General features: G+C 68.9%; 24 protein-coding genes and 2 rRNA genes. 10 read left to right on the top strand and 16 right to left on the bottom strand.

Features of this window, described 5'->3' with window-relative positions; all coding sequences use genetic code 11:
• Nucleotides 1-245 precede the first annotated feature (245 nt).
• Together ACTWJ8_RS21120 and rrf are read left to right on the top strand one after the other, a co-directional pair.
• Nucleotides 246-3,367 (top strand): 23S ribosomal RNA (locus tag ACTWJ8_RS21120).
• Between the two features lie 91 nt (nucleotides 3,368-3,458).
• A 5S ribosomal RNA gene (rrf, locus tag ACTWJ8_RS21125) occupies nucleotides 3,459-3,575 on the top strand.
• 62 nt (nucleotides 3,576-3,637) lie between these two features.
• Here rrf and ACTWJ8_RS21130 read toward each other — a convergent pair.
• The 4 genes from ACTWJ8_RS21130 to ACTWJ8_RS21145 are packed head-to-tail and all read right to left on the bottom strand — an operon-like array spanning nucleotide 3,638 to nucleotide 7,260.
• Nucleotides 3,638-4,306, bottom strand: a complete 669-nt coding sequence (locus ACTWJ8_RS21130; protein ID WP_443260012.1) for a response regulator — start codon at nucleotides 4,304-4,306, stop codon at nucleotides 3,638-3,640.
• Nucleotides 4,303-5,526, bottom strand: coding sequence for a sensor histidine kinase (locus ACTWJ8_RS21135; RefSeq protein ID WP_443260013.1), 1,224 nt, complete (start codon nucleotides 5,524-5,526; stop codon nucleotides 4,303-4,305). Before ACTWJ8_RS21135 ends, ACTWJ8_RS21130 begins: the two co-directional genes overlap by 4 nt.
• A 13-nt stretch (nucleotides 5,527-5,539) precedes the next feature.
• A complete protein-coding gene (locus tag ACTWJ8_RS21140; RefSeq protein ID WP_443260014.1) occupies nucleotides 5,540-6,328 on the bottom strand; it encodes an ABC transporter permease in 789 nt (262 codons plus the stop codon).
• Complete coding sequence (locus ACTWJ8_RS21145; RefSeq protein WP_356389905.1) at nucleotides 6,325-7,260, bottom strand: ABC transporter ATP-binding protein; 936 nt, start codon at nucleotides 7,258-7,260, stop codon at nucleotides 6,325-6,327. The genes ACTWJ8_RS21140 and ACTWJ8_RS21145 overlap by 4 nt, the downstream gene beginning before the upstream one ends.
• A 105-nt stretch (nucleotides 7,261-7,365) precedes the next feature.
• On the opposite strand from ACTWJ8_RS21145, the gene ACTWJ8_RS21150 reads away from it, so the two are divergent.
• Nucleotides 7,366-7,920, top strand: coding sequence for a GNAT family N-acetyltransferase (locus ACTWJ8_RS21150; RefSeq protein WP_443260015.1), 555 nt, complete (start codon nucleotides 7,366-7,368; stop codon nucleotides 7,918-7,920).
• On the opposite strand, the gene ACTWJ8_RS21155 is transcribed toward ACTWJ8_RS21150, so the two are convergent.
• Nucleotides 7,911-8,495 carry an NADPH-dependent FMN reductase gene (locus tag ACTWJ8_RS21155; RefSeq protein ID WP_443260016.1) on the bottom strand — a complete coding sequence of 195 codons (585 nt, stop codon included), beginning with the start codon at nucleotides 8,493-8,495 and terminating at the stop codon, nucleotides 7,911-7,913. The genes ACTWJ8_RS21150 and ACTWJ8_RS21155 overlap by 10 nt on opposite strands.
• A 33-nt stretch (nucleotides 8,496-8,528) precedes the next feature.
• Nucleotides 8,529-10,049 carry an MFS transporter gene (locus tag ACTWJ8_RS21160; protein ID WP_356389911.1) on the bottom strand — a complete coding sequence of 507 codons (1,521 nt, stop codon included), beginning with the start codon at nucleotides 10,047-10,049 and terminating at the stop codon, nucleotides 8,529-8,531.
• A 93-nt stretch (nucleotides 10,050-10,142) separates the two neighbouring features.
• Between ACTWJ8_RS21160 and ACTWJ8_RS21165 the strand changes: the two genes are divergently transcribed.
• On the top strand, nucleotides 10,143-10,805 hold the full coding sequence (locus ACTWJ8_RS21165; RefSeq protein ID WP_356389913.1) for a TetR/AcrR family transcriptional regulator: 663 nt from the start codon (nucleotides 10,143-10,145) through the stop codon (nucleotides 10,803-10,805).
• A gap of 12 nt (nucleotides 10,806-10,817) precedes the next feature.
• Here the strand turns inward: ACTWJ8_RS21165 and ACTWJ8_RS21170 are convergent, their stop codons facing one another.
• The 6 genes from ACTWJ8_RS21170 to ACTWJ8_RS21195 form a co-directional block, all read right to left on the bottom strand.
• Nucleotides 10,818-12,308 carry a TraM recognition domain-containing protein gene (locus ACTWJ8_RS21170; RefSeq protein ID WP_443264954.1) on the bottom strand — a complete coding sequence of 497 codons (1,491 nt, stop codon included), beginning with the start codon at nucleotides 12,306-12,308 and terminating at the stop codon, nucleotides 10,818-10,820.
• 17 nt (nucleotides 12,309-12,325) lie between these two features.
• Nucleotides 12,326-13,738 carry an ATP-binding protein gene (locus ACTWJ8_RS21175; protein ID WP_356389915.1) on the bottom strand — a complete coding sequence of 471 codons (1,413 nt, stop codon included), beginning with the start codon at nucleotides 13,736-13,738 and terminating at the stop codon, nucleotides 12,326-12,328.
• 78 nt (nucleotides 13,739-13,816) lie between these two features.
• Nucleotides 13,817-15,376: an SCO6880 family protein gene (locus ACTWJ8_RS21180; protein WP_356389917.1), complete on the bottom strand. Its 1,560-nt coding sequence runs from the start codon at nucleotides 15,374-15,376 to the stop codon at nucleotides 13,817-13,819.
• Nucleotides 15,373-16,725, bottom strand: coding sequence for a hypothetical protein (locus ACTWJ8_RS21185; protein ID WP_443260017.1), 1,353 nt, complete (start codon nucleotides 16,723-16,725; stop codon nucleotides 15,373-15,375). Before ACTWJ8_RS21185 ends, ACTWJ8_RS21180 begins: the two co-directional genes overlap by 4 nt.
• Complete coding sequence (locus tag ACTWJ8_RS21190; protein ID WP_443264955.1) at nucleotides 16,715-17,518, bottom strand: hypothetical protein; 804 nt, start codon at nucleotides 17,516-17,518, stop codon at nucleotides 16,715-16,717. The genes ACTWJ8_RS21185 and ACTWJ8_RS21190 overlap by 11 nt, the downstream gene beginning before the upstream one ends.
• A gap of 118 nt (nucleotides 17,519-17,636) precedes the next feature.
• A complete protein-coding gene (locus ACTWJ8_RS21195; RefSeq protein ID WP_327662290.1) occupies nucleotides 17,637-17,945 on the bottom strand; it encodes a hypothetical protein in 309 nt (102 codons plus the stop codon).
• Nucleotides 17,946-18,284: 339 nt separating this feature from the next.
• On the opposite strand from ACTWJ8_RS21195, the gene ACTWJ8_RS21200 reads away from it, so the two are divergent.
• On the top strand, nucleotides 18,285-19,301 hold the full coding sequence (locus ACTWJ8_RS21200; protein ID WP_356389921.1) for a C40 family peptidase: 1,017 nt from the start codon (nucleotides 18,285-18,287) through the stop codon (nucleotides 19,299-19,301).
• A 197-nt stretch (nucleotides 19,302-19,498) separates the two neighbouring features.
• Nucleotides 19,499-20,224: a phosphatase PAP2 family protein gene (locus ACTWJ8_RS21205; RefSeq protein ID WP_356389923.1), complete on the top strand. Its 726-nt coding sequence runs from the start codon at nucleotides 19,499-19,501 to the stop codon at nucleotides 20,222-20,224.
• Between the two features lie 37 nt (nucleotides 20,225-20,261).
• On the opposite strand, the gene ACTWJ8_RS21210 is transcribed toward ACTWJ8_RS21205, so the two are convergent.
• Both ACTWJ8_RS21210 and ACTWJ8_RS21215 read right to left on the bottom strand, forming a co-directional pair.
• The gene (locus tag ACTWJ8_RS21210) at nucleotides 20,262-21,839 is read right to left on the bottom strand and encodes an FAD-binding oxidoreductase (protein ID WP_443260018.1); all 1,578 of its coding nucleotides are present in this window, start codon (nucleotides 21,837-21,839) and stop codon (nucleotides 20,262-20,264) included.
• A 70-nt stretch (nucleotides 21,840-21,909) separates the two neighbouring features.
• Nucleotides 21,910-22,068 carry a hypothetical protein gene (locus ACTWJ8_RS21215; RefSeq protein ID WP_356389927.1) on the bottom strand — a complete coding sequence of 53 codons (159 nt, stop codon included), beginning with the start codon at nucleotides 22,066-22,068 and terminating at the stop codon, nucleotides 21,910-21,912.
• Nucleotides 22,069-22,186: 118 nt separating this feature from the next.
• On the opposite strand from ACTWJ8_RS21215, the gene ACTWJ8_RS21220 reads away from it, so the two are divergent.
• Nucleotides 22,187-23,038, top strand: a complete 852-nt coding sequence (locus tag ACTWJ8_RS21220) for a hypothetical protein (RefSeq protein ID WP_443260019.1) — start codon at nucleotides 22,187-22,189, stop codon at nucleotides 23,036-23,038.
• Nucleotides 23,039-23,146: 108 nt separating this feature from the next.
• Entirely contained in the window at nucleotides 23,147-23,335 is a 189-nt protein-coding gene (locus ACTWJ8_RS21225) for a hypothetical protein (RefSeq protein WP_356389931.1), read from the top strand.
• Nucleotides 23,336-23,399: 64 nt separating this feature from the next.
• Here ACTWJ8_RS21225 and ACTWJ8_RS21230 read toward each other — a convergent pair whose 3' ends face one another.
• On the bottom strand, nucleotides 23,400-23,759 hold the full coding sequence (locus tag ACTWJ8_RS21230) for a metal-sensitive transcriptional regulator (RefSeq protein WP_356375840.1): 360 nt from the start codon (nucleotides 23,757-23,759) through the stop codon (nucleotides 23,400-23,402).
• 208 nt (nucleotides 23,760-23,967) lie between these two features.
• Here ACTWJ8_RS21230 and ACTWJ8_RS21235 point away from each other — a divergent pair, with 208 nt between their 5' ends.
• Both ACTWJ8_RS21235 and ACTWJ8_RS21240 read left to right on the top strand, forming a co-directional pair.
• Complete coding sequence (locus ACTWJ8_RS21235; protein WP_356375837.1) at nucleotides 23,968-24,588, top strand: DUF47 domain-containing protein; 621 nt, start codon at nucleotides 23,968-23,970, stop codon at nucleotides 24,586-24,588.
• A 9-nt stretch (nucleotides 24,589-24,597) separates the two neighbouring features.
• On the top strand, nucleotides 24,598-25,596 hold the full coding sequence (locus ACTWJ8_RS21240) for an inorganic phosphate transporter (RefSeq protein WP_356375834.1): 999 nt from the start codon (nucleotides 24,598-24,600) through the stop codon (nucleotides 25,594-25,596).
• A gap of 169 nt (nucleotides 25,597-25,765) precedes the next feature.
• Here ACTWJ8_RS21240 and pstB read toward each other — a convergent pair whose 3' ends face one another.
• On the bottom strand, nucleotides 25,766-26,542 hold the full coding sequence (gene pstB / locus ACTWJ8_RS21245) for a phosphate ABC transporter ATP-binding protein PstB (RefSeq protein ID WP_356375832.1): 777 nt from the start codon (nucleotides 26,540-26,542) through the stop codon (nucleotides 25,766-25,768).
• Nucleotides 26,543-26,576 lie beyond the last annotated feature (34 nt).

The following is a 26,576-nucleotide window of genomic DNA, read 5'->3' on the forward strand; positions in this document are numbered from 1 at the left end:
TCTCGCACTGGTTGCTCATGGGTGGAACGTTGATTATTCGGCACGCTCAGGATGAGGGCTGTTAGTACTGCTTCGGCGTGGAACGCAGATCGTCAACTGGGCGTGTTGGGCACGTTGTTGGGTGTCTGAGGGTACGGACTTGTTCCCGACCTCAATGCCGGCCCCAGTGCACTCGAGCCGTATGGCTTGGGGTGATGGGTGGTTGGTCGTTGTTTGAGAACTGCACAGTGGACGCGAGCATCTGTGGCCAAGTTTTTAAGGGCGCACGGTGGATGCCTTGGCACCAGGAACCGATGAAGGACGTGGGAGGCCACGATAGTCCCCGGGGAGTCGTCAACCAGGCTTTGATCCGGGGGTTTCCGAATGGGGAAACCCGGCAGTCGTCATGGGCTGTCACCCGCTGCTGAATATATAGGCAGTGTGGAGGGAACGCGGGGAAGTGAAACATCTCAGTACCCGCAGGAAGAGAAAACAACCGTGATTCCGGGAGTAGTGGCGAGCGAAACTGGATGAGGCCAAACCGTATACGTGTGAGACCCGGCAGGGGTTGCGTGTGCGGGGTTGTGGGATCTCTCTTCCATCGTCTGCCGGCGATGGGACGAGTGAGAAACCGTTGATGTAGGCGAAGGACATGCGAAAGGTCCGGCGTAGAGGGTAAGACCCCCGTAGCTGAAACGTTAGCGGCTCGTTTGAGAGACACCCAAGTAGCACGGGGCCCGAGAAATCCTGTGTGAATCTGGCGGGACCACCCGTTAAGCCTAAATATTCCCTGGTGACCGATAGCGGATAGTACCGTGAGGGAATGGTGAAAAGTACCGCGGGAGCGGAGTGAAATAGTACCTGAAACCGTGTGCCTACAAGCCGTGGGAGCGTCGGAACCAAGCTTGCTTGGTTCTCGTGACTGCGTGCCTTTTGAAGAATGAGCCTGCGAGTTTGCGGTGTGTTGCGAGGTTAACCCGTGTGGGGAAGCCGTAGCGAAAGCGAGTCCGAATAGGGCGATGTAGTAGCGCGCTCAAGACCCGAAGCGGAGTGATCTAGCCATGGGCAGGTTGAAGCGGAGGTAAGACTTCGTGGAGGACCGAACCCACCAGGGTTGAAAACCTGGGGGATGACCTGTGGTTAGGGGTGAAAGGCCAATCAAACTCCGTGATAGCTGGTTCTCCCCGAAATGCATTTAGGTGCAGCGTCGTGTGTTTCTTGCCGGAGGTAGAGCACTGGATAGGCGATGGGCCCTACCGGGTTACTGACCTTAGCCAAACTCCGAATGCCGGTAAGTGAGAGCGCGGCAGTGAGACTGTGGGGGATAAGCTCCATGGTCGAGAGGGAAACAGCCCAGAGCATCGACTAAGGCCCCTAAGCGTACGCTAAGTGGGAAAGGATGTGGAGTCGCAGAGACAACCAGGAGGTTGGCTTAGAAGCAGCCACCCTTGAAAGAGTGCGTAATAGCTCACTGGTCAAGTGATTCCGCGCCGACAATGTAGCGGGGCTCAAGCGTACCGCCGAAGTCGTGTCATTGCAGCATTACGCCCAACGGCGGCTGTGATGGGTAGGGGAGCGTCGTGTGCCGGGTGAAGCAGCGCCGGAAGGTAGTTGTGGACGGTTCACGAGTGAGAATGCAGGCATGAGTAGCGATTCACACGTGAGAAACGTGTGCGCCGATTGACTAAGGGTTCCTGGGTCAAGCTGATCTGCCCAGGGTAAGTCGGGACCTAAGGCGAGGCCGACAGGCGTAGTCGATGGATAACCGGTTGATATTCCGGTACCCGCTGTGACGCGAAAGACATCGAATCCAGTGATGCTAAGGCCGTGAAGCCGTTCCGGACCCTTCGGGGAAAGGAAAGTGGTGGAGCCGCTGACCCAAGTTGGTAGTAGGTGAGTGATGGGGTGACGCAGGAAGGTAGTCCAGCCCGGGCGGTGGTTGTCCCGGGGTAAGGGTGTAGCCCGTCATCTAGGTAAATCCGGATGACATTGAGGGTGAGACCTGATGCCGAGCCGATTGTGGTGAAGTGGATGATCCTATGCTGTCGAGAAAAGCCTCTAGCGAGTTTCATGGCGGCCCGTACCCTAAACCGACTCAGGTGGTCAGGTAGAGAATACCGAGGCGTTCGGGTGAACTATGGTTAAGGAACTCGGCAAAATGCCCCCGTAACTTCGGGAGAAGGGGGGCCACTTCTGGTGATCACTCTTGCAGTGTGAGCTGGGGGTGGCCGCAGAGACCAGCGAGAAGCGACTGTTTACTAAAAACACAGGTCCGTGCGAAGCCGTAAGGCGATGTATACGGACTGACGCCTGCCCGGTGCTGGAACGTTAAGGGGACCGGTTAGTCACATTTCGGTGTGGCGAAGCTGAGAACTTAAGCGCCAGTAAACGGCGGTGGTAACTATAACCATCCTAAGGTAGCGAAATTCCTTGTCGGGTAAGTTCCGACCTGCACGAATGGCGTAACGACTTCTCGACTGTCTCAACCATAGGCCCGGTGAAATTGCACTACGAGTAAAGATGCTCGTTTCGCGCAGAAGGACGGAAAGACCCCGGGACCTTTACTACAGTTTGATATTGGTGTTCGGTTCGGCTTGTGTAGGATAGGTGGGAGACTTTGAACCCGGTACGCCAGTATCGGGGGAGTCGTCGTTGAAATACCACTCTGGTCGTGCTGGATGTCTAACCTGGGTCCGTGATCCGGATCAGGGACAGTGTCTGATGGGTAGTTTAACTGGGGCGGTTGCCTCCCAAAGGGTAACGGAGGCGCCCAAAGGTTCCCTCAGCCTGGTTGGTAATCAGGTGTTGAGTGTAAGTGCACAAGGGAGCTTGACTGTGAGACCGACGGGTCGAGCAGGGACGAAAGTCGGGACTAGTGATCCGGCGGTGGCTTGTGGAAGCGCCGTCGCTCAACGGATAAAAGGTACCCCGGGGATAACAGGCTGATCTTCCCCAAGAGTCCATATCGACGGGATGGTTTGGCACCTCGATGTCGGCTCGTCGCATCCTGGGGCTGGAGTCGGTCCCAAGGGTTGGGCTGTTCGCCCATTAAAGCGGTACGCGAGCTGGGTTTAGAACGTCGTGAGACAGTTCGGTCCCTATCCTCTGTGCGCGTAGGAATATTGAGAAGGGCTGTCCCTAGTACGAGAGGACCGGGACGGACGAACCTCTGGTGTGCCAGTTGTTCTGCCAAGGGCATGGCTGGTTGGCTACGTTCGGGAGGGATAACCGCTGAAAGCATCTAAGCGGGAAGCCTGCTTCGAGATGAATATTCCCACCCCCTTTGAGGGGTTAAGGCTCCCAGTAGACGACTGGGTTGATAGGCCGGATCTGGAAGCACCGTGAGGTGTGGAGGTGACCGGTACTAATAGGCCGAGGGCTTGTCCTCAGTTGCTCGCGTCCACTGTGTTGGTTCTGAAACCACGAACAACCGTCGAAGCCGTCAAAGGCTGCGGCTCCGGTTGTCAGTTTCATAGTGTTTCGGTGGTCATAGCGTGAGGGAAACGCCCGGTTACATTCCGAACCCGGAAGCTAAGCCTCACAGCGCCGATGGTACTGCAGGGGGGACCCTGTGGGAGAGTAGGACGCCGCCGAACTCATATTGAAGAAAACCCCCGTGCCATTCGGCACGGGGGTTTTCTGCGTTCTGGCTGCGTTTCTACGACGGTTTCACCAGACGCGTGTCGTACGCCAGGATCACCGCCTGCACCCGGTCCCGTACCCCCGTCTTCGCCAGGATGCGGCCCACGTGGGTCTTCACGGTCGACTCCGCGAGGTGGAGGCGTTCCGCGATCTCCGTGTTGGTCCAGCCCTGGCCGATGACCGTGAGGATCTCCCGTTCGCGTTCGGTGAGTTGGGCGAGGCGGGGGTCGTGGGCCGGGTCCGTGGATTCGCCGGGGGCCGGGAGCCGGTCGGCGTACGTGTCGAGGAGGCGGCGGGTGAGGCTCGGGGCGACCACCGCGTCTCCCGAGGCCACGGCCCTGATGCCGGCGAGGAGCTCCTCCGGCTGGGCGTCCTTGACCAGGAAACCGGAGGCTCCTGCGCGTAGACCCGCGTACGCGTACTCGTCGAGGTCGAACGTCGTGAGGATGAGGACCTTGGTGCGGTCGCCCGCGGCGATGATGCGGCGGGTCGCCTCGATGCCGTCCATGCCGGGCATGCGGATGTCCATGAGGGCGACGTCGGGGGCGAGTTCGGCGGTCAGACGGACGGCGTCCGTGCCGGTACCGGCCTCGCCCGCGACCCGTAGGTCGTCCTGGCTCTCCAGGAGCATGCGGAAGCCGAAGCGCTGCATCGGCTGGTCGTCGATGATCAGGACGCTCGTCACGGGGTGGTGGGCCCTTCCGGGATCGGGATGCGGAGGCGTACCCGCCAGCCGCCGGCCGGTCGTGGGCCGGCCTCAAGTGTGCCTCGGTAGAGGGCGGTTCGCTCGCGCATGCCGGCGAGGCCGCGGCCGGTCGGGTCGGGAGGAGCCGGGGAGCCGGTGCCGGTGTCCGTGATCGTGGCGGCCACGCCGTCGGCCGCGTACGCGATCAGCACCTCGGAGGTCGCCGAAGGGCCGCCGTGCTTCAGGGTGTTGGTGAGGGCCTCCTGGATCACGCGGTACACGGTGAGTTCGAGGCCCGGCGGCAGCGGTACCGGTTCGCCCTCCACCGTCGTACGGACCGGGAGTCCCGCCGCACGTACGCCGTCGATCAGGGAGTCGAGGTCGGCGAGGGCGGGGGCCGGGGCGAGGTCCGCGGTGGCGGTGTCCTCGCCCAGCACGTCCAGGAGGCGGCGGAGTTCCGTGAGGGCCTGGCGGCTGGTGGTGGCGATGGCGGTGAGGGCCTGGGCCGCGCGGTCGGGGTTCTTGCGCGCGGCGTAGGCGCCGCCGTCCGCGAGGCCCGTGATGACGGAGAGGTTGTGGCCGATGATGTCGTGCATCTCGCGGGCGATGCGGGCGCGTTCGGCGGCCGCGGCGAGGCGGGCCTGCTGGTCGCGTTCGACCTCGAGCCTGCGGGCGCGTTCGACGAGGGCGCCGGTGTAGTCCTGGCGGGAGCGGACCGCGATGCCCGCGAGGACGGCGAGGGCGAGGGACCACAACTGCGGCACGATGAGCTGGTCCCAACTGCCGTGCGGGAACCGGAAGAAGCTCACGAACATCGGCAGTACGGTCAGGGCCGCCGCCCCGCCGAGCGTCCGCAGGGACCGGCGCAGCGCGATGTTGAACACCACGACGAACTGGGCGAAGGCGATCTGGAGCCAGGCGCCCGTCCAGTTGCTGACCAGCGCCGTCGCCGTCATGACCGCGAGGGCGGGGAGCGGGTGGCCGCGGCGCCACAGCAAGGGGAAGGACAGGCCGAGGCTCAGGACCAGGACCAGGCCCTCCGCGACCCGCGGGTCGGCGGCCGTGGTGCGCCAACCGCCGGCGCCGTCGGTGAGGGCGGCCGTCACGAAGACCGCCGTCACCAGGGCGTCCCAGACCAGCGGGTGGCGCCTGTCATAGGCACGCACCCGCTGGGTGCCGCGGTGCAGGAACCGGCTCGTACGGGGCTGGGGTGGCGTCACGTGGTCATCCTGGTCATACGTCGCGGCGCTTGAGAAGCAGACCGGCGGCGGCGAGGACCAGGGCGGCCCACACGATCAGGGAGACGAGGCCGGTGGCCGCCGAGTTGTGGTCGGCGACCGGGATGATCGAGCCGAGGGACTCCGCCGACTTGGAGGGGAAGTACGCGACGGCGCTCCGCACGGTGTCGTTGTCGATCATCTGGAGCACCTCGGGGAGGATCATCACGGTGCCGACGAAGGCGCCGATCGCGGCCGGCACGGAGCGGCACAGGGCGCCGAGGCCGAGGGCGATGAGGCTGAGCAGGGTGATGCCCGCGGCGTTCCCCGCGAGGGCGCCGAGGACGCCGGAGTCCGTGAGGGTGAGGGCCTTGTCGGTGTCCGAAAGCCAGATCTGGGCGAGCAGGAACGTGACGACGTTCGTGGCGAAGGTGACCGTGAAGGCGGACGCGGTGAAGACGGCGGCCTTGGCCCAGAGGACCGGGAGGCGGCGTGGCACCGCCGTCATCGTGGCGCGGACCAGGCCCGTCGAGTACTCGCTCGCCGTGATCAGGATGCCGAGGACGGCGACGCAGATCTGGGAGAGCTGGGTGCCGAAGAGGGTGAACACGACCGTGTCGATGTTCGCGTCGTCGCCGTCGTAGGTCGAGCCCATCATCAGGCCCACGCCGACGACCAGGGCGATCGAGAGGCCGAGCGTCCACCAGGTGCTGCGCAGGGTGCGGAGCTTGTGCCATTCGGCGTGCAGGACGCGGGCGGGGGTCAGGCCGGGGGATGCGGTGGGAATTGCGGTGGTCGTGGTCATGCTGCGGCTCCTGCCTCTGCCTTGTACTCGACGGCGTCGTGGGTGAGGTCCATGAAGGCCTGCTCGAGGGACGCGGTGCGCGGGGTGAGTTCGAAGAGGGGGAGGGCCTCGGCCGCGGCGATGCGGCCGATGGCGGGGGCGTCCAGGCCGCGTACGTGGAGGGTGTCGGGGGTCTCCCCGGCCGTGACGTCGACGTCGGGGGCGGTCAGGAGGGCGCGCAGGCGGGGCGCCTCCGGCGTCGTCACGTGGACGTAGGCCGCGCCCGATTCCCGTACGAGGTCGGCGACCGTGGTGTCCGCGAGGAGACGGCCGCGGCCGATGACGACGAGGTGGTCGGCGGTCAGGGCCATCTCGCTCATCAGGTGCGAGGACACCAGGACCGTGCGGCCCTGCTGGGCGAGGGACTTGAGGAGGGTGCGGATCCAGAGGACGCCCTCGGGGTCGAGGCCGTTGACCGGCTCGTCGAGGATGATCGTGGCCGGGTCGCCGAGGAGGGCGGCGGCGATGCCGAGGCGTTGGCCCATGCCGAGGGAGAAGCCCTTGACGCGTTTGCCCGCCACGTCCGTGAGGCCGGCGAGGTCGAGGACGTGGTCGACGCGGGAGCGGGGGATGCCGTGGGTGAGGGCGAGCGCCGTGAGGTGGTGGAAGGCCGTTCGGCCCGGGTGCACGGCCTTCGCCTCCAGGAGGGCGCCGACCTCGGTGAGGGGCGCGGGGTGGGTGGCGTAGGCGCGGCCGCCGATCGTGGCGCGGCCGGAGGTGGGGGTGTCCAGCCCCAGCAGCATGCGCATGGTGGTGGACTTGCCCGCGCCGTTGGGGCCGAGGAAGCCGGTGACGGTGCCGGGTTCGACGACGAAGCTGAGGTCGTCGACGACGGTCTTCCGCGTCCTGGCTCCGCCGTAGGTCTTGGTGAGTCCGTGAGCTCGGATGGTCATGCGGCTACGGTGCCGTGGGCGGGGGTGCGGGGGCGTCGGGCCGGGGGACCGACCTGTGGAAACGCGCTAGTACCCGGGTACTACGGGCACCTAGGGTGCGGGTGCATGGACTACGTGATCAGGGCCGTCCGGGGCGACGAGTGGCGGGCTGTGAAGGAGTTGCGGCTCGCCGCGCTGCGGGACCCGGCGGCGCCCCTCGCGTTCCAGGAGACCTACGAGGACGTGGCGGCGCGGCCCGACGCGTTCTGGCAGGCGCGGACCGAGCGCTCCGTGCGTGGGACGACGGCCAGGCAGTTCGTGGCGGAGGCCGTACCGAGCGGCCGTTGGGACGGCGGTGTCGTGGTGCTCGTGGAGGAGGCCGGTGCCGAGGACTTCACCGGAGCGGTCGTGGAGCGGCGGCAGGCGCAGCTCGTGGCCGTGTTCGTACGGCCCGAGGCGCGGGGGACCGGGGTCGCTCGGGCGATGTTCTCGGCGGCAGTGGAGTGGGCCTTCGGCCTGGACGGTGTGACCCGGGTGCGGTTGTACGTCCACGAGGACAACCGACGGGCCGAGAGCTTCTACCGGAAGTTCGGCTTCGCGCACACGGGAGGGGCCGCCCCGAAACCGGGCGACCCCTCCAAGGTGGAGCGCGAGATGGAGCTCAAGCCGCCTCAGGAGTAGGGGCGTTCGGCGCGGGCCGTGCGCAGGGCGTGGGCCCACCATGTGAGTTGGTCGAGCATCACCTTCGTCGCGCCGGCCGCGCCCTCCTCGTCGTGGGCGGGGCCGTCCTCGACGAAGAGGCCGCCGTGTGCCTGGTGGAAGCTCACGCCGTCGCGGATTGTGGCGCAGTGGAGTTCCGCGAAGACGAGGCGGAGTTGTTCCACTGCGCGCAGGCCGCCGCCCACGCCGCCGTACGACACGAAGCCGACCGGCTTGGCCTTCCACTCGTCGCGGTGCAGGTCGATGAAGTGCTTCAGGTGGGCGGGGAAGCTGTGGTTGTACTCGGGGGTGATCACCACGTAGGCGTCCGCCGCGTCCACGCGGGACGACAACTCGGCCTGCGCCGTGGTCGGTTCGTGGCCCCACGCGGGGTGGGTCTCCGGGAGGTCCAGGTCCGTGAGGTCGATGACGTCGAAGTGGGAGTCGGGGGCGTGGCGCGTGGCCTGGGTCATGAACCAGGTGCTCACCGTGGGGGCGAGGCGGCCGTCGCGGGTCGAGCCGACGATGACGGCGATGCGGAGCGGGGTCGTGGTCATGGTGTGGTCCTCCGTGGGTGGGATTGATGGGGGTCAGGTCGTCTTGATGGGTGTTGCCGTTTCGGTGCGCTGCGCAGGGGGCTGTGACCGCCTGCCCACAGCCGTGAGGAGCGCGTACGTCAGGGCGGCCAGGGCTGTCAGCAGGGCCGTCACCGACCAGAGCGTCACCCGCCACGCCTCCGTGAACTGCGGGGCGTGGCCGCCCAGGCCAGCCGTGACGTGGGCCGCCACCGTCGAGGAGGCGACGCGGGGTTCGAGGGCCGCGAGGAGCAGCGCCCCGAAGAGGGTGAGGATCACCGCGCCCGTGCCGCCCCGCACCGTGTTCAGGAAGCCGGAGGCCATGCCGACCTCGGACGGGGCGACCATCGACATGGCCTGCGCGTCGACGAGGCCGATGGAGAGGCCCTGGCCCGTGCCGATCGTGAGCAGCGGGCCCGCGAGGCCCAGGACGTCGATGCCGGGGTGGAGCGTCGTCAGCCACGCGTTGCCCGCGGCCAGCAGGAGCAGCGAGAGGACGAGGAGGTGGCGGGCGGGCACGCCCCGGTTGACGAGGCGGGCGCCGAGCGGGGGCAGGGCCAGGACCGGCACCGTCATCAGGAGGAGCGTGAGCCCGGCGGCGCGGGCCGACGTGCCGCCCGCGCCCTGGAGGTAGGTCGGCAGGAAGGTCAGGACGCCGGTCGTGCCTGAGCCGAGGCCGAAGGAGCCGACCGCCCAGCCGAAGAACGCCGGGTTGCGGGCGAGGCGCAGGTCGAGGATCGGTCGGCCGGAACCGGTGCGGACGAGGCGGCGTTCGGTGCGTACGAAGGTGTGGAGGAGGGCGATCGACAGGGCCGCCGGGAGCAGGGTGCCGGGGGACGTCCAGCCGGACTTCGAGCCCTGGGTGATCGCGTAGAGGGCGAGGGCCAGGCCGCCGATGAACGTCGCCGCGCCCGTCTTGTCGACGCTCGGCCGGGTGTCCGCCCGGGACTCCGCCATCAGCCGGGTGCCGGCGAGGATGACCGCGCCCACGGCGACGTACGACAGGAAGGTGGCGCGCCAGCCGACCGCGTCGACCAGCCAGCCGGAGAAGGTCGGGCCGAAGGCGAGGCCTAGGCCCGCGGTCGTACCGAGCGAGGCGAAGACGCGGGTGCGGGCGGGGCCCGTGAACGTCGCCGCGAGCAGGGAGCTGCCGCTGGCCATCACGCCCGCCGCGCCGATGCCGGACAGGATCCGGGCCGCGTCGAGAAGCAGGATGTTCTGCGCGAGGGCCGAGGCGAGCGTGCCGGCCGTGTAGAGCGCGGCGCCCGCCGTGAGGATCCGGCGGCGGCCGTAGAGGTCGCCGAGCGAGCCCGCGACCAGCATGAACGAGGACGCGGCCAGGAAGTAGCCGACGACCACCCACTGGAGCGCGGCGCCGGAGGCGTCGAGATCGGCGCCGATGCGGGGGAGCGCGACCGTGGTGCCGGACATGGCCATCGGCAGCGTGAGCATGCCGAGGAGGACGACGAGAAGGGTGAACGTGGAGCGGCTGCCGCCGACTTCGCGGGCCGCCGAAGCCTGGGGTTCGGTTGCCATGCCGGTAAAGTACAACGGTGGTTGTAAGAAGTGCAACCGTCGTTGTACCTAGGTCTTCGTGCCTAGGCTGTACGTGAGCGGAGGAGAGCGGGCATGGCGCAGCAGCAACGGCAGCAGCAAGAGGTGCGGCGGGAACGCAAGGGCACCGTCGAGAAGCGGCAGGCGCTGTTGCGCGGCGCGCGGACGGTGTTCGGGCGCGAGGGGTACGCGCGCGCGGGCATCGACGAGATCGCCGCCGAGGCGGGCGTCTCCACCCGCACGCTCTACAACCACTTCGGCGGCAAGGAGAACCTCTTCCGCGAGGTGCTGATGGACAGCGCGCGGCAGGTGACGGACGCGCACATCGCGCTGATCGAGCGCCACTTGGGCAAGGTCACCGACGTCGAGAAGGACCTGCTCGCGCTCGCCCGCGAGTGGATGGGGCGGCGCGGCGACCACGAGCCCCACATGCTCCTCGTACGGCACATCATCTCGGAGGGGGCGCATCTGCCCGCCGACGTCATCGAGGAGTGGCAGCGGATCGGGCCGCGGGCGACCGCCGACGCCGTGCGCACGGCGTTGCTCGGCCTCGGCGAGCGGGGGCTCCTCGCGGTCGACGCCGACAACTCCGCCGAGGCCGCGCGCCACTTCCTGCTGCTGATCCCGGGGTCCGTCACCGTGGACACGTTCTTCGGCGTCGTGCCGATGGCGGCCGACGAGGTCGACGCGCGGGTGGCCGGCGGTCTCTCGGTGTTCCTGAAGCTGTACGGGCGGTAGGGCGCGGAGGCGTCAGGGCAGCGGCAGTTCGGCGTCGGGCCAGCGGGTGCGGCCCTGTTCCCTGGACCGGAGCAGGGCCAGGGTGACCAGGCCCCGGTCCGCTCCGGTGGACAGCAGCTCCGGCAGCTGGGGAAGCGGAGCGACCGCCGCGACGTCGTCGAGGACGAACGTCATTGGTGGGTCGAGCCGGCCGGCAGGTGACCGTTCGGCCACGCGGCGGCCGTGCTCGACCACGCTCGAGGCGAGGGCCGTGAGCAGGGGCATCGCGCCGGGCTGCCCCTTCGGGTCCTCGATGGGTTCACCCACCACATACAGCGTGCCCCCTTCGTTCACGAAGGAATCCAGGGTGAGCGCATCCGTTCGGTTCGGCGTGCAGGCCTCCCGGATGTGCACCGAGAACAGGGCGGACAGGGCGCGCGCCGTCAGCTCCTGCGCCATGTCGCGGCGCTCCGGGTGTGAGGTGAGCGCCGCCTCCAGCTCGCCGCCGGTGCCGGAGGCCGCCTTCGGGTTCGTACGGAGGATGCGTACGGCGTCCTGGACCTGGCTGCCCTGGGCCCAGCGGTGGACGTGGCGGAACGGTTTTCCGTCGACGGCGGCGGCGTGCAGGTAGCTGCGCAGCAGGGTGTCGGCGGTCTCGGCGAGGGCCGAGTCCAGTTTCGCCGTGGGCCGTATCGGGGCGAGGAGGGCCTGGGCGCGTTGGGCGGCGACGTCCTTGTCGGTGCAGCCGGCGGCCGGGTTCCAGTGCATGCGGGCGGGGGTGTCGCAGCGGTGCGTGGGGTCGTAGAGGAGGACGGGGCCGAGCTTGGCGCGGGCGTCCTTGGTCTCCTCCCACACGTCGGGGGACGACGTGATCACGAGGACCGGGCCCTCGGCGTCCTGGATCGCCTCTATGGCGACGGGGTGGCGGTCGGCCGGGGGGCCGAGGTGGACGGGGCCGCGTTGCGCGGGAACGGGTGTGGTTGCGGGTACCGGTTCCGTTGCGGGCACCGGGGTCGCGGCCTCGGTGCTCTGCCCCGGACCCCGCGCCTCCATCGCCGGCGGGGCTTGAAATACCGGCACTTCGTGCTCGACAGGCGGAGGGGCTTGATCTGCCGACACCTCCGGTTCGACGCGCCGCTTCCTGACCGCCCGCCACCGGGCGACCGTTCCCGCCACGAAGACCGTGAGGACCACCAGGACCATCAGCTGGCCGATGACCAGGCCCCAGACGAGGCCGTAGCCCGAGAGTTCGGCGGCGGGGGTGTTCGGCCAGGCGCCGGGGATGTCGTGCGGGCGGGTGATCAAGGAGCGCAGGGCCAGCGGCGTATGACCGAACGTCACGCCGGTCGGCCACGCGCCCTTCGCGAAGAGCCCCGCGAGGCCCGTCGCCGTCCACACCAGGATCGTCATGCCGAGCAGGAACGCCAGGACCCCGACGAGCAGCCCGTCCGGTACCCCCCGACCGCGCTCCTGCCCCTGCTCCCGGTAACCCCGCTCCATCCGGCGCCCCCGCTCGTCCCGCATCTCCGTCATGCCACCGTTCACGCCACCGTGGACTCGGACCCGCCGAGGCGCTGCTCGACGAACGCCGCCGCCCGCTCCTCGGCCTCCAGCTCCGCCGCGTGCAGCGCGTCGTCCACGAACGGCTCCGCCGAGGACTCCGTCATGGCGCGGTCCGTGAAGACCAGCGGCCGTTCGGTCTCGGTGACGAGGTGCTTGACCACCTGTACGTTGCCGTTGACGTCCCAGACGGCGATGCCCGGCGAGAGCGTGGGGATGATCTCGACCGCCCAGCGGGGCAGACCGAGCACCCGGCCCGTGGCTCTCGCCTCGTCGGCCTTCTGGGCGTAGATCGTTCTCGTGGAGGCCATCTTGAGGATGGCCGCCGCCTCCTTCGCCGCCGCGCCGTCGACCACGTCCGACAGGTGGTGCACGACCGCCACGAAGGACAGGCCGAGCCGCCGGCCGAACTTCAGCAGGCGCTGGAACAGCTGGGCCACGAAGGGGCTGTTGATGATGTGCCAGGCCTCCTCGACCAGGAAGATGCGCTTCTTCCGGTCGGGGCGGATCCAGGTGTGCTCCAGCCACACGCCGACGATCGCCATCAGGATCGGCATCGCGATCGAGTTCCGGTCGATGTGGGAGAGGTCGAAGACGATCAGCGGGGCGTCCAGGTCGATGCCGACCGTCGTCGGGCCGTCGAACATGCCGCGCAGGTCGCCGTCGACGAGCCGGTCGAGGACGAGCGCCACGTCGAGGCCCCAGGCGCGGACGTCCTCCAGGGCCACGTTCATGGCCTCCGCCGACTCCGGCTCCGGGTGGCGGAGCTGCTCGACGATGTCGGTGAGCACCGGCTGCCGCTCGACGATGGTCTCGTTGACGTAGGCGTGCGCGACCTTCAGCGCGAAGCCGGAGCGCTCGTCGAGGCCGTGCCCGAGCGCCACCTCGATGATGGTGCGCAGCAGCGCCAGCTGGCCGGTCGAGGTGATCGCCGGGTCCAGCGGGTTCAGCCTGATGCCCATGTCGAGGGCGGCCGTCGGGTCGAGGCGGATGGGAGTTATGCCCAGCTCCTCGGCGATGAGGTTCCACTCGCCGACGCCGTCCTCGCCCTGCGCGTCGAGGACGACGACCTGGCGGTCCTTGAACCGCAACTGCCGCAGCACGTACGTCTTCTCGAGCGCGGACTTGCCGTTCCCGGACTCGCCGAGCACCAGCCAGTGGGGGGCCGGGAGCTGCTGGCCGTAGAGCTGGAACGGGTCGTAGATGTAGCCCTTGCCGGAGTAGACCTCGCGGCCGATGATCACGCCGGAGTCGCCGAGGCCGGGCGCGGCCGTCGGGAGGTAGACGGCCTGCGCCTGCCCCGTCGACGTACGCACCGGAAGCCGGGTCGTCTCCACCTTCCCGAACAGGAACGCGGTGAAGGCATCGGTGAGAGCGGACAGCGGATCCCGCATAGTGCAGCGCCTACCTTCCGGCCGTGTCGGCGGACATCAGGAACATCGGGATCATCGGAGTCGTCGGGACGGTCGGGGTCATCGGCGGATGCCGGTGGCGAACGGCAGGGTGTTCACGAACGCCCGGTGGTGCTCGCGGTCGCACCACTCCAGCTTCAGGTACGACTTGCCCGCCGAGGCGCGGATCGTGCGCTTGTCGCGGGCGAGCGCGTCCGGATTGCGGGAGGAGACCGTGATGTAGCCGACGAGGTTCACGCCCGCCGCGCCGCTCGCCAGGTCCTCGCCGCGCTGGTCGAGGCGGCCGTGGGCGGCGATGTCGCGGGGGTCGACGGTCCGGTTCATCTTGGCGGCGCGCGACGCCTCCGCCTCGTCGTTCGTCTTCTCCGTCAGCATCCGCTCGATGGCGACCTCGGTGGGTTCGAGGTCCATCGTGACGGCGACGGTCCTGATCACGTCGGGGGTGTGGACGAGGAGCGGCGCCAGGAAGTTCACGCCGACCGGCGTCATCGGCCACTCCTTCACCCAGGCCGTGGCGTGGCACCAGGGCGCGCGGGTCGCCGACTCGCGGGTCTTCGCCTGGAGGAACGTCGGCTCCATGGCGTCGAGCTCGGCCGGCCAGGCGTTCCGCTTCGACATCGCCTGGATGTGGTCGATGGGGTGGTCCGGGTCGTACATGGAGTGGATGAGGGAGGCGAGCCGGCCCTGGCCGAGCGGCTGCCGCACCCGGATGTCCGCCTCCTGCAGGCGGGAGCAGATGTCGGTCAGTTCGCGCGCCATGACGACCGCGAGACCGGCGTCCCTGTCGACCTTCTTGCCGCCCTTGGGGCGGGTGGCGCGGGCCATCGCGTTGGCCTCCGCGGCCAGGTCGCGGGTGTAGTGCATGCAGGCCACGAGGTACGCGCGGTGCTGCTCGCTGCTCGTCGACACCATCGACTGGAGCTGGTCGTACGACTTCTGCAGCCAGCCGAGCGAGCGGTCGTCGCCGCGCACCGCGACGTCCTTGGCGTGCGCGTCTGGGTCGGCGGGCAGGGTGCGGGCGAGCATCTGGAGCCGGGTCACGAACCCGTCGCCGTTCGCCACGTGCTTGAGGAGCGTGCCGAACCGGTCGACCAGCGCTTCCTGGTCCTCCGAGTCCCGCAGGCCGACACCGGGGCCCTCGATCTCGATGGCGGCGGTGACGGTGCGCCGGTCGGCGTGCAGCAGGACCGCGATCTCGTCGGGCCCGAACGGCGCGGCGAGCCACGTCAGCCGGCCGATGCCGGGCGGCGGGCCGATCTCGACCTCGCGCCCGTCGAGCCGGGTGCCGGCCTCCATGGTGGAGGAGCGGTAGGTGGTGCCGCGCTTGAGCTGACGCTTGTAGCTGCGGTTGATCTCAAACCATTTGTAGAAGGTGCGGCCCTTGTACGGGACGTAGACCGCGGCCAGCGCGAGCATCGGGAAGCCCGTAAGGAGCACGATGCGCAGCGAGAGCACGGGGACGAGCAGTCCGCACATCATGCCGAGGAACGCGCCGACGACGATCATCGCGATCTCGCCGGACTCGCGGTTCTTGCCGACGATCGCGTTCGGCCGGGCCCGGCCGATCAGATATGTACGGCGGGGCGTGACCGGAGGGGACACGTGGGACTGGGTCGTCAACGCCCTGCACCTCCTTGCCAGTTGCCGTTCTTGCCGGTGTTACCGCTGTTGCTCCCGCGATCGTTGCTCGCGTGCGGGGTCTTCGTGGGGCTCGTACGAGGCGGGGGTGCGGCGGAGGGGACAGTTCCGCCGCCTCCCCCTGACGCGGCCGAGCGCGTGCTGTGCGCGGCCACACCGCCGGACGCGGGGTTGGCGGGCCGGGCCTGGGAGGCCCCGCCGCCCGCCGAACCACCGCTGTCCTGGCGGCTGCTGTGGGTCTTGATGCCCTGCGAGACGAGCGCGGCGGGCGAGGAGATGACGGCGGCGGCCTTGCCCTCCGCGCCCTGCATCAGCCGGTTCTTCCGTACGTTGGCCATCTCGTCGCCGAAGCCGGGCACGAAGCGGTAGATCATGCCGCTCGCGAAGATGGCGAGCAGGACGATGGCGAGGCCGGAGACCACGGCGGCGAGCGAGTCCGGGCCCTTGTCGCTGCTCGACAGGGCGCCGGCGAGGCCCAGCACTATGACGATGACCGGCTTCACGAGGATGACCGCGACCATGATCCCGGCCCAGCGGCGGACGTGGCCCCACAGGTTCTTGTCCACGAGCCCGGCGTAGACGACGACGCCGAGCAGCGCGCCGACGTACAGCAGGACGGCGCGCAGATACAGCTCCAGGTAGAGCACGCCCGCGGCGACGATCGACACGAGCGAGACGACGATCAGCATGATCGGGCCGCCGCCGATGCCGTCGCCCTTCTTCAGGGCCTCGGAGAACGTCCCGAAGAACGTGTCGGTCTGATTCCCCGTCGCTTTCGCCAGCACGTCGCTGACGCCGTCGGCGGCCGACACCACGGTGTAGAGGATCAGCGGCGTGAACGCGGACGCGAGGACGGTCAGCCACAGGAAGCCGACGGCCTCCGAGATCGCGGTCATCAGCGGTACGCCGCGGACGGCGCGCTTGGCGACGGCGAGCAGCCACAGCAGCAGCGTGAGGATCGTCGACGCGGCGAACACCACGGCGTACTGCTGGAGGAACTTCGGGTTCGTGAAGTCGACGTTGGCCGTCTTCTGCACGGCGTCACTGAGCTGATCCACGGTCCAGGAGGCAGCCTCGGCACACCCCTTGGCGAGACTGGAGAGGGGGTCGAGCGGGTTGGTGACGTCGCCGCCGCCCCCGGTTCCGCCTGTGGTGCCGGCCTTGTCGTCGCCGCGTTCGCAGATGTCCTTGGCGCGCCCGACGATCAGGTCGCAGGGGTTGCTGGTCGGCTCGGGGGCCGCGAAGGCACGGCCGGCCGCGAGGACGACCGTGGTCTGGACGGCGGCGACGAGACCGGTGAGCTTGAGCGCACGGCGCGGGCTACCGGGCATACGAGAACCCTCCGTACTCCTCGATGGCCTTGCTGATGTCGTCGGAGTTGGAGGCACGGTCGTCACCCGGGACGGGGGTCGGTCCGTTCTTCTGCGAGTCCGAGGAGATCTTCCAGTCGCCGTCGGTCCACTGCAGCTGGAACGTCCAGGTCTGCCACGACGTGGCGACCGGGTTGGTCGAGTGCGTGCCGGAGATGCCGAGCAGCCCCATGTACCAGACCGACACCTTGGCGGAGTCGTCCTTGTACTGGACCGTCTTGGTGCCGACCGGCACGGTCCGGGAGACGAAGGTGCTGCCCTTGGGCGCGTTCCCGTCCGCGTCGAGGCCCAGCTTGCCCAGGAACTCCGTGGAGTAGGCGTCGTCCATCGGCGCCTTGAGCCTGGCGGCCGCCGCGGACGTGTAGAGCTCGTCCACGATGTCGTGCCGCCGGTCGGCGTTGAACATGTCCGCCCCACCCAGCCGCACCGCATAATTCGCCGCCGCGGACTGCGCGCCCTGTTCGTCGTGGGCGAAGCCCGAGGAGACCGGCTTCGTCCCGGAGGGAGCCGTGGGGGCCGCCTCCGGTTTCGCGCCGCCGCTCCCGCTCCCGCCGGAGGCATCGCCCCCGCGGTTCGCGAACGCGATCGCCGCGATGAGCAGCACCACCACGCCGACCACGGTCACGAGCGACCGGGACGGCGAACGTCCCGGTCTGCGGGCGCCCCCGTAGACGTCGGGCCCCTCGGGGAGCCGCGTCCGGGTCTGCCCGGTGCCCCCGTAGAGCTCGTCGTCCTGCGGACCGTCCGGACTCATTGCGCGCACGCCCCCTCAACCTTTCGCCGAACCACCGCATATGACGGTAGCCGTGCTGGTTCCCGCGCGGGCGCGGTGTGGTGACTCGACATCAGGGAGACGCAACCTCAGCCGGGAGCTAGACAGCCATGCCGTACACGATGGTGAAGAGCGTGCCTAGTGAGCCGATGATGAACACTCCGGTCAGGCCCGCGATGATGAGGCCCTTGCCTTGTTCGGCGCTGAAGGTGTCGCGCAGGGCCGTCGCCCCGATCCGTTGCTTGGCGGCGCCCCAGATCGCGATCCCGAGGCACAACAGGATGGCGACCGCCATCACGACCTCGATCATCACGCGTGCCTCGTTGCCCAGGCTCCCGAACGGGCCCCAGTCCGGGGCGATCCCGCCGATGATGGTCGAGATGTCGCCCTTTTCGGCTGCCAGCAGCATGTGTAACTCACCGCCCCATGTGGGTAGTTCTGTCGCCCCTGCCGCAGCGCAGAGGTCAGACCCATTCTTGCCCAGATTGGCTCCGATGCCTGCACGCTTGGCGCCATTCCTTGGCCGAGTTCCTACGCTCCCATGCCTGAGGAGCCGCCCCGAGAGGCGGTTCCGGATGCGCAGGAACGTATGGTCACTCTGTGTATCATGCCTGGTCACGCCGGGCAATGACGCTCCGTCGCGGATAGTTCGGCGCAGTCGCCGACGGGGCGGCGGGGGCGCCCGTAAACTGGGCGCTCGTGTGTCCGGCCAGTGGTCGTGCCCGGACTTCCCCGTGGCGAAGGGCGGTTGACGGTGCGTAAGGCATGGATGCTCGCGGGTTCGGCCGTCGCCGGGGGCACCGCCTTCGTGGCGCTGCTCGTCGTCGGCACGTACATGGCGGCCGGGAGCCTGAGCAGCGGGGTCGGGCAGGGGGCCGTGGGGCTCGCCAAGGGCGCCGTGCCGGCCGCGTACCAGCCGCTCGTGCAGAAGTGGGGCAATCTCTGCCCCGCCATCAATCCGGCGCTGCTCGCCGCACAGCTCTACCAGGAGAGCGGCTTCAACCCGAAGGCCTCGTCGCCGGCGAAGGCGTACGGCATCGCGCAGTTCATCAGCGGGACGTGGGCGGCGCACGGGGTGGACGGGGACGGTGACGGGGACAAGGACATCTGGGACCCGAACGACGCGATCCCCTCGGCCGCCTCGTACGACTGCAAGCTCGCCTCGTACGTGAAGGACGCGCCGGGCGATCCGACGAAGAACATGCTCGCCGCCTACAACGCGGGGGCGTACGCCGTCATCAAGTACGGGGGAGTGCCGCCGTACCGCGAGACGCAGAACTACGTGAAGGTCATCACGACCCTGGAGAAGTCCTTCGCCAAGCCGGTCGGCCGGGTGCAGCCCTCGCAGCAGGCGGCGGGCGCGATCTACTTCGCGCAGAAGAAGCTCGGCACCCCTTATCTGTGGGGCGGCAACGGTACGCCGGAGCAAGATGGCCGATTTGATTGCTCCGGTCTGACCAAGGCGGCGTACGAGACGGTGGGCATCGAGCTGCCGCGCGTGGCCAACGACCAGTACAACGCGGGGCCGCATCCGAAGCGGGACGAGCTGCTGCCGGGGGACCTCGTGTTCTTCTCGCACGACCTCAGCAACAGCCGGGCCATCCACCACGTGGGCATTTACGTGGGCGGCGGGTACATGATCGACGCGCCGCGGACCGGAGCCGTCATCCGCTTCGACCCGATCGACACCGCCGACTACTTCGGGGCGACCCGGGTCACCGAGGACGGCGCGAAGGCGCTGCCGACGAAGTCCCCGGAGGTCTGAGTCCGGCCGAACGCGCCGCGGGTTGGCTGGAACTCTCTGTTATTCCATGGCCCTGAGCTGCGGGTTTGTATCTCTCTTCGATAACGTCTGGGTGATCGTTCGGTGGATTGTGGAACGTGGACGGTGGGACCGTGCGTTCCTCTACCTGAATCGAAAACAACCACGGGGGTGGCTGAAGACGAAGGGGCCGCTGAACTATGGCTGGACTCGTGGCACTGGAAGCGCCCGCGACATCCGGGTCCAACCCCGACGTCTCGCTGCTCTACGACATCAACGGGCTCGCTGACGACGCCCCGCGCTGGTTCGACAGGACCATGGAGTTCGTCGGCGAGTACGGGATCCTGCTGGCGCTGGTGCTCGTCGTGCTGTGGTGCTGGTGGGGCGCGCGCAAGCGCGGCTCGCTCGACGACGCGGCGTCCTCCGTGGCCGCCGTCGTGTGGGCGCCGCTCGCGGCCGGCGTCGCCGTCCTCGTCAATGTGCCGATCCGCTCCTTCGTGGAGCGGCCGCGGCCCTTCATGGACCACGACGGGCTCGAGGTCCTGGTCAAGGGCAAGACCGACTTCTCGTTCGTCAGCGACCACGCGACGCTGGCGATGGCCATCGGGGCGGCCCTCTTCATCGCCCACCGCAAGCTGGGGCTCGCCGCCATAGGGCTCGCGGTCCTGGAGGGCTTCTGCCGGGTCTTCATGGGCGTGCACTACCCGACGGACGTCGTCGGCGGGTTCGCGCTCGGCACGGCCGTGGCGCTGCTCCTGTCGCCGCTGGCCGCCGCGCTCCTGACGCCGCTGACGCGGGCGATCGGCCGCTCGTCGGGCTGGGTGGCGCGCCTCGTGTGGGCGCCGAAGTCGGTGCCGTCGGCCGTGGAGTTCCCGGAGTCGCAGGACCCGGCCGAGCAGAACGAGGAGCGGGACCTGGCGGCCTAGCCGGTCCTTCGGGTGACCCGGCGGCCCGTCAGGAGGCCTACAGGGCCTGCGGGAAGGCGAAGAACCCCGTCGGGTCGTACGTGCGCTTCACCTTCGTCAGACGGGCCGTGGCGGGCCCGTAGTAGGCCTGCTTCCAGTTCTTCAGGGTGGCGTCCGCGTAGTTCTGGTACGCCGCGCCCGACGCGTACGGGCGCATCGCCGCGTGGGCCGAAGAGAGCCAGCGGCGGGCGCTCGCGCCCGAGGTGCCGGGGCGCCACGACACGATGTACTGCGCGAGCATCCGCGAGCGGCGGTGGACGAACGCGGTCGCGGTCGGGTCCACGCGGTTTATGGCGCCGCCGAGCGCCGTGAGCGCCACCGAACCGGCCCCCGCCGTGATGCCTTCCATCTGCTTGAGCAGCGCCCGCACGCCCGCGTCCGAGAGGTCCCGGTCGAAGAAGTCGGAGGCCGCCGCGTACGTCTCGCGCTGGAGCGCGCCCTGCCCGGAGCGGCCCGGCACGGCGCCCGGCAGATGGCACTGGGCGTCCTCCGCGAAGGCCGAGCAGCCCGCGTACACCTCCATGGACTCCTCGTACGAGCGGCGCTTGAGGGAGACCGAGGCGGCGGGTCCCGGGCCGCCGGGGCCGTCGGCGAGACGGTCCACCGCGTTCTGGAGCTCGGTGTACGTGCCGAGCGAGAAGGCCGCGACCGAGATCGTCGGCGCGGCGCCGGGAGCCCCGGCGATGTGCAGCGACGACCAGATCTCGTCGGGCTGGTCCGGGCCCCACTTCTGCCACGCCTTGAGCACCGTCGCCGCCTTGGACCACGGCCAGGTCATGTACGCGGAGACGCCCTGCGGCGCCGGGTGCGTCCGGTAGCGCAGCTCCGTCACGACGCCGAACTGGCCGTTGCCCGCGCCCCGCAGCGCCCAGAAGAGGTCCTTGTGCGTGTCGGCGTCCGCGGTGATCTCCTTGCCGTCCGCCGTGATCAGCGTCGCCTGCGTGAGGCTGTCGCACGTGAGGCCGTACGCCCGCGAGACGACGCCGTGGCCGCCGCCGAGGGTGAGGCCCGAGACGCCGACGGTGGGGCAGGAGCCCGCCGGGATCGTGACGCCCTTGGCGGCGAGGCCCCGGTAGACGTCGATGAGCTTGGCGCCCGCGCCGACCACCGCCCCGTTCCCCGAGGCGCGGACGGACTTCATGCGGGAGACGTCGAGTATCAGGTGGCCGTCGCCCGAGGACCAACCGGCGTACGAGTGGCCGCCGTTGCGTATCGACAGCGGGACCTTGCGGGCGCGGGCGTACGCGAGGGTGGTGCGGATGTCGTCGGCGCCCGCCACGTACGCGACGGCGCGCGGCTTCAGGGAGTCGTAGCGGGTGTTGTAGAGCTGCCGTGCGGCGGCCCAGGAGGACTGTCCCGGGCGCACGAGGGAGCCGTCGAGGTCCTTCGCGAGGCCGTCGAGGTCCGCCGCGGCCCGCACCGCGGAGGACGCGCTCGCGCTCGTGGACCGGATCGGGGCCGAGGAGCCGGACGACGCCGAGGGGTCGCCGCCCGCCGAGCCCCCGCCGGAGCAGGCACTCAGCACGCCCGTCGTGAGCGCGGCGGCCGATGCCGTGATGAACGTGCGCCGTTCCATGCGGTCGTCTCCCTCGGCCACCAGTTCGCTTCCCGAGGTACGAGACGTCGTCAGGGGGCCGCGGGTTCCGTCAGGCCGCCGTGCCCGCGGAGCCGATGTGTTCGTCCGCGTCGGAACGGGCCTTGCTGCGGGCGCGCCGGGCCGGTCCCCGCCAGCCGCAGGTGCAGCGGGCCAGGCAGAAGCGGCCCTGTTCCACGACGGTCGTCGAATGCGCGTGCTGTTGTGCCACCCGGCCACCGTAGCGACCCGATGTAAACCCCCCGTTCGCGTGACGGTCGACCCTACTCGTCGTTAACCCCGTCGACAGCGGCCGCACACGCACGGAAAGGCTTGGGGGCGGACCAGCGATGGTGGTGCAGCAGCACGGGAGCACGTCGGGTCCTCGGGTGCGGGCGGCGGTGGTGTCGGTTGCTGTGGCCACGGTGGTGACCGGCGTCGGCGGCTGCGGGGGCGGCGCGGCCGGCGGGGAGCGGAACGGGGATCCGACGCAGTCCGTGCGCGGCGCCGCCGAGCGGTTGGTCCGCGAGGGCAGTTCACGGGCGCGTACGTCGATGGAGATGGCCAGCGGCGGGACCCGCGTCACCATCCACGGCGACGGGGGCTACGACTACCGCGAGGGCGTGGGCGAGCTACGGGTGCGGCTCCCGCAGGACGCGGCGGGCGACGAGGAGCACCGGCCGATCACCGAACTGCTCGCGCCCGGCGCGCTCTACATGAAGAACCGGGGCGCCGGAGTGCCGGCCGACAAGTGGGTCCGCGTCGACGTCACGGCGTTGACGGACGGGAACCTGGTCACCGGCGGCGCCACCGATCCGCTCGCGGCGGCGGAACTGCTGCGGGGCGCGCGGGAGGTGACGGAGCGGCCGGAGACCGAGGTCGCGGGCGTGCCCACCCGGCACTTCGAGGGGGTGGTGGACCTCGCCGCCGCCGCGAAGGCCGCGTCGCCGGAGCAGAAGGGGGCGCTCGCCGCGGCGGCGAAAGGGTTCCGCAAGCGGCAGGTGCCGTTCGACGTCTACCTCGACGAGGCCGGCCTGATCCGCAAGGTCGTGCACCGCTTCAGCTTCGCCAACGGGGAGCGGAAGAAGGACGTGGCCGTGACGTCGACCACGCTGTACCGGGCGTTCGGGAAGCCGGTCGAGGTCCGGCTGCCCGCCAAGCGGGACATCTTCGCGGGGAAGGTCGCCGAGACCCGTCCGTAGGCCCCTCGGGGGCCGGAAATGGTTCTTCCGTGCCATGCGCGGGGCGTGAGCCGGTCCCTACTCTAGGAAGTCGGCCATCGGCTGTAGGTCACGCGGCAGGAAGAGGTGATGGACGTGGCTCCCGTGGGTGGTACGGCGGTGCAGGACCACGTCGCCCTCGACGAGATCGAGCTGTGCGGTGAGTTGATCATCGCGGCGTCCGCCGTCTCCGAGGGGCGGCTCAGCGTGGACCGGATCGACGAGGTGCTGCGGGTCGCCGAGACGTCGCCGGGCGGCCCGGACGACGACCGGGACTGAGACGACGAGAAGGTGGTGCGCCCCCGCTGGGGCGCACCACCTTCTCGTAGCGGCGTCGGGGCGATCAGGTGCGCAGCAGGCGCGCGATCGCCTTCGTGGCCTCCTCGACCTTCTCGTCGATCTCGTCCCCGCCCTTGAGCGCGGCGTCGGCGACGCAGTGCCGCAGGTGCTCCTCCAGGAGTTGCAGCGCGAAGGACTGGAGGCCCTTCGTGGAGGCCGACACCTGCGTGAGTATGTCGATGCAGTAGACGTCCTCCTCCACCATCCGCTGGAGGCCGCGGATCTGCCCCTCGATCCGGCGCAGCCGCTTGAGGTGCTCGTCCTTCTGATGGTGGTACCCGTGGATGCCGCGGTCGTGGTCGGTCACGATCTCGGCCGTTTCCGGCACAGCAGGCTTTTCCGTCTGTGTCGCGTCAGTCGTCATCGCGTCCGTCCTCCCGTGGCTTCCTATACCCCCTGCGGGTATATGGTACCGGATTTTCCGTGGATCGACCCGGTTCGTCCCGGCTCGGCAGGGCCCAGTGCTGATCACTGTGCCCGATGGGCGACACTGGGGAGACGCCGGTTAGCCGTGGCCGGATGATGCGCCTAGCATCAGCCTGACCCAATCCAGAGCACCCCGAGGACCCCACGTGCGTTTTCGTCTGACCCCCAGGGAGACGAGCTTCTACGACATGTTCGCCGCGTCCGCGGACAACATCGTCACGGGCTCGAAGCTCCTGATGGAACTGCTCGGGGCGGATTCCTCCGCCCGGGCCGAGATCGCGGAGCGGATGCGGGCAGCCGAACACGCCGGTGACGACGCCACCCACGCGATCTTCCACCAGCTCAACTCCTCGTTCATCACGCCGTTCGACCGCGAGGACATCTACAACCTCGCGTCGTCCCTGGACGACATCATGGACTTCATGGAGGAGGCCGTCGACCTCGTCGTGCTGTACCAGGTCGAGGAGCTCCCCAAGGGCGTGGAGCAGCAGATCGAGGTGCTGTCCCGGGCGGCCGAGCTGACCGCCGAGGCCATGCCCAATCTGCGCACCATGGACAACCTCACCGAGTACTGGATCGAGGTCAACCGTCTGGAGAACCAGGCCGACCAGATCCACCGCAAGCTGCTCGCGACGCTCTTCAACGGCAAGTACGACGCCATCGAGGTGCTGAAGCTCAAGCAGATCGTCGATGTGCTGGAAGAGGCGGCCGACGCCTTCGAGCACGTGGCCAACACGGTGGAGACCATCGCCGTGAAGGAGTCCTGAGGCCGGCTCATGGACACGTTCTCCCTGATCGTGACGATCGGCGTCGCGCTTGGATTCACGTATACGAACGGTTTCCACGACTCCGCGAACGCCATCGCCACTTCCGTCTCCACGCGCGCCCTCACGCCCCGTGCGGCGCTCGCCATGGCCGCCGTCATGAACCTCGCCGGTGCCTTCCTGGGCAGCGGCGTGGCCAAGACGGTGAGCGAGGGGATCATCGCGACCCCCGTCGGCGACAAGGGGATGGGCATTCTCTTCGCCGCGCTCGCGGGCGCGATCGTCTGGAACCTCATCACCTGGTACTTCGGGCTTCCCTCCTCGTCCTCGCACGCCCTGTTCGGTGGAATGGTCGGTGCCGCCCTCGCGGGCGGCACCTCCGTCTACTGGTCCGGGGTGTGGGAGAAGATCGTCATCCCGATGTTCACCTCGCCGGTGATCGGCCTCGTCGTCGGCTACCTGGTGATGACGATCATCATGTGGATCTTCCGGCGCGCCAACCCGCACAAGGCCAAGCGCGGCTTCCGGATCGCGCAGACCGTCTCGGCGGCCGGCATGGCGCTCGGGCACGGCCTCCAGGACGCGCAGAAGACCATGGGCATCGTGGTCATGGCGCTCGTCATCGGCGGCCACGAGTCGTTCGACGACCCGATCCCGGTCTGGGTGAAGATCGTCTGTGCCGTGATGCTGTCGGCCGGTACGTACGCCGGTGGGTGGCGGATCATGCGGACGCTCGGGCGCAAGATCATCGAGCTGGATCCGCCGCAGGGCTTCGCGGCCGAGACCACGGGTGCGTCGATCATGTTCGGTTCGGCGTTCCTGTTCCACGCGCCGATCTCGACGACGCATGTGATCACCTCGGCGATCATGGGTGTGGGCGCCACGAAGCGGGTCAACGCGGTTCGCTGGGGTGTCGCCAAGAACATCGTCGTGGGCTGGTTCATCACGATGCCGGCCGCGGCGCTTGTCGCTGCCGCGGCGTACGGGGTGGTGTGGCTGGCGTTCGGCTAGGCGGTGGTGCCGGTGGCGGTCGTCGCCGGGTTTCGCTCCGCCGTGGCTGAGGTTGCGCAGTTACCCGCGCCCCCGAAGAACATGAAAGGGCCCGCCCCCCAACCGGGGGGCGGGCCCTTTCCGGTCCCCGTGGTGGCACCGCCATGCAGCACCGCGGGGAGATCGGATGTCAGCCGAAGCGGCCGGAGATGTAGTCCTCCGTGGCCTGGACGGACGGGTTGGAGAAGATGCGCTCCGTCTCGTCGATCTCGACCAGCTTTCCGGGCTGGCCGACCGCGGCGAGGTTGAAGAACGCGGTGCGGTCGGAGACGCGCGCCGCCTGCTGCATGTTGTGCGTCACGATGACGATCGTGAAGCGCTCCTTCAGCTCCCCGATCAGGTCCTCGATGGCGAGGGTCGAGATCGGGTCGAGGGCGGAGCAGGGCTCGTCCATGAGCAGGACGTCCGGCTCGACCGCGATGGCGCGGGCGATGCACAGGCGCTGCTGCTGACCGCCGGAGAGGCCGGAGCCGGGCTTGTTGAGGCGGTCCTTGACCTCGTTCCAGAGGTTGGCGCCCTTGAGGGACTTCTCGACGATGTCGGCCAGCTCGGACTTCTTGTAGCTGCCGTTGAGCCGCAGGCCCGCCGCCACATTGTCGAAGATCGACATGGTGGGGAACGGGTTGGGGCGCTGGAACACCATGCCGACCGTGCGGCGCACGGCGACCGGGTCCACGTGGGAGCCGTACAGGTCCTCGTCGTCCAGGAGCACCTTGCCCTCGACGCGGCCGCCGGGGGTGACCTCGTGCATCCGGTTGAGGGTGCGCAGGAACGTCGACTTGCCGCAGCCGGAGGGGCCGATGAAGGCCGTCACCGAGCGGGGCTCGACGGTCATCGAGATGTCTTCGATCGCCTTGTGGGCGCTGTAGTAGGCGGTGAGTCCGCTTACGTCGATTCGCTTGGCCATGACTAGTACTTCACTTCCGATACGTCGCTGAGTT

Origin of the sequence: Streptomyces sp. SDT5-1 (assembly GCF_052245995.1) — a bacterium.
Lineage (GTDB): Bacteria > Actinomycetota > Actinomycetes > Streptomycetales > Streptomycetaceae > Streptomyces.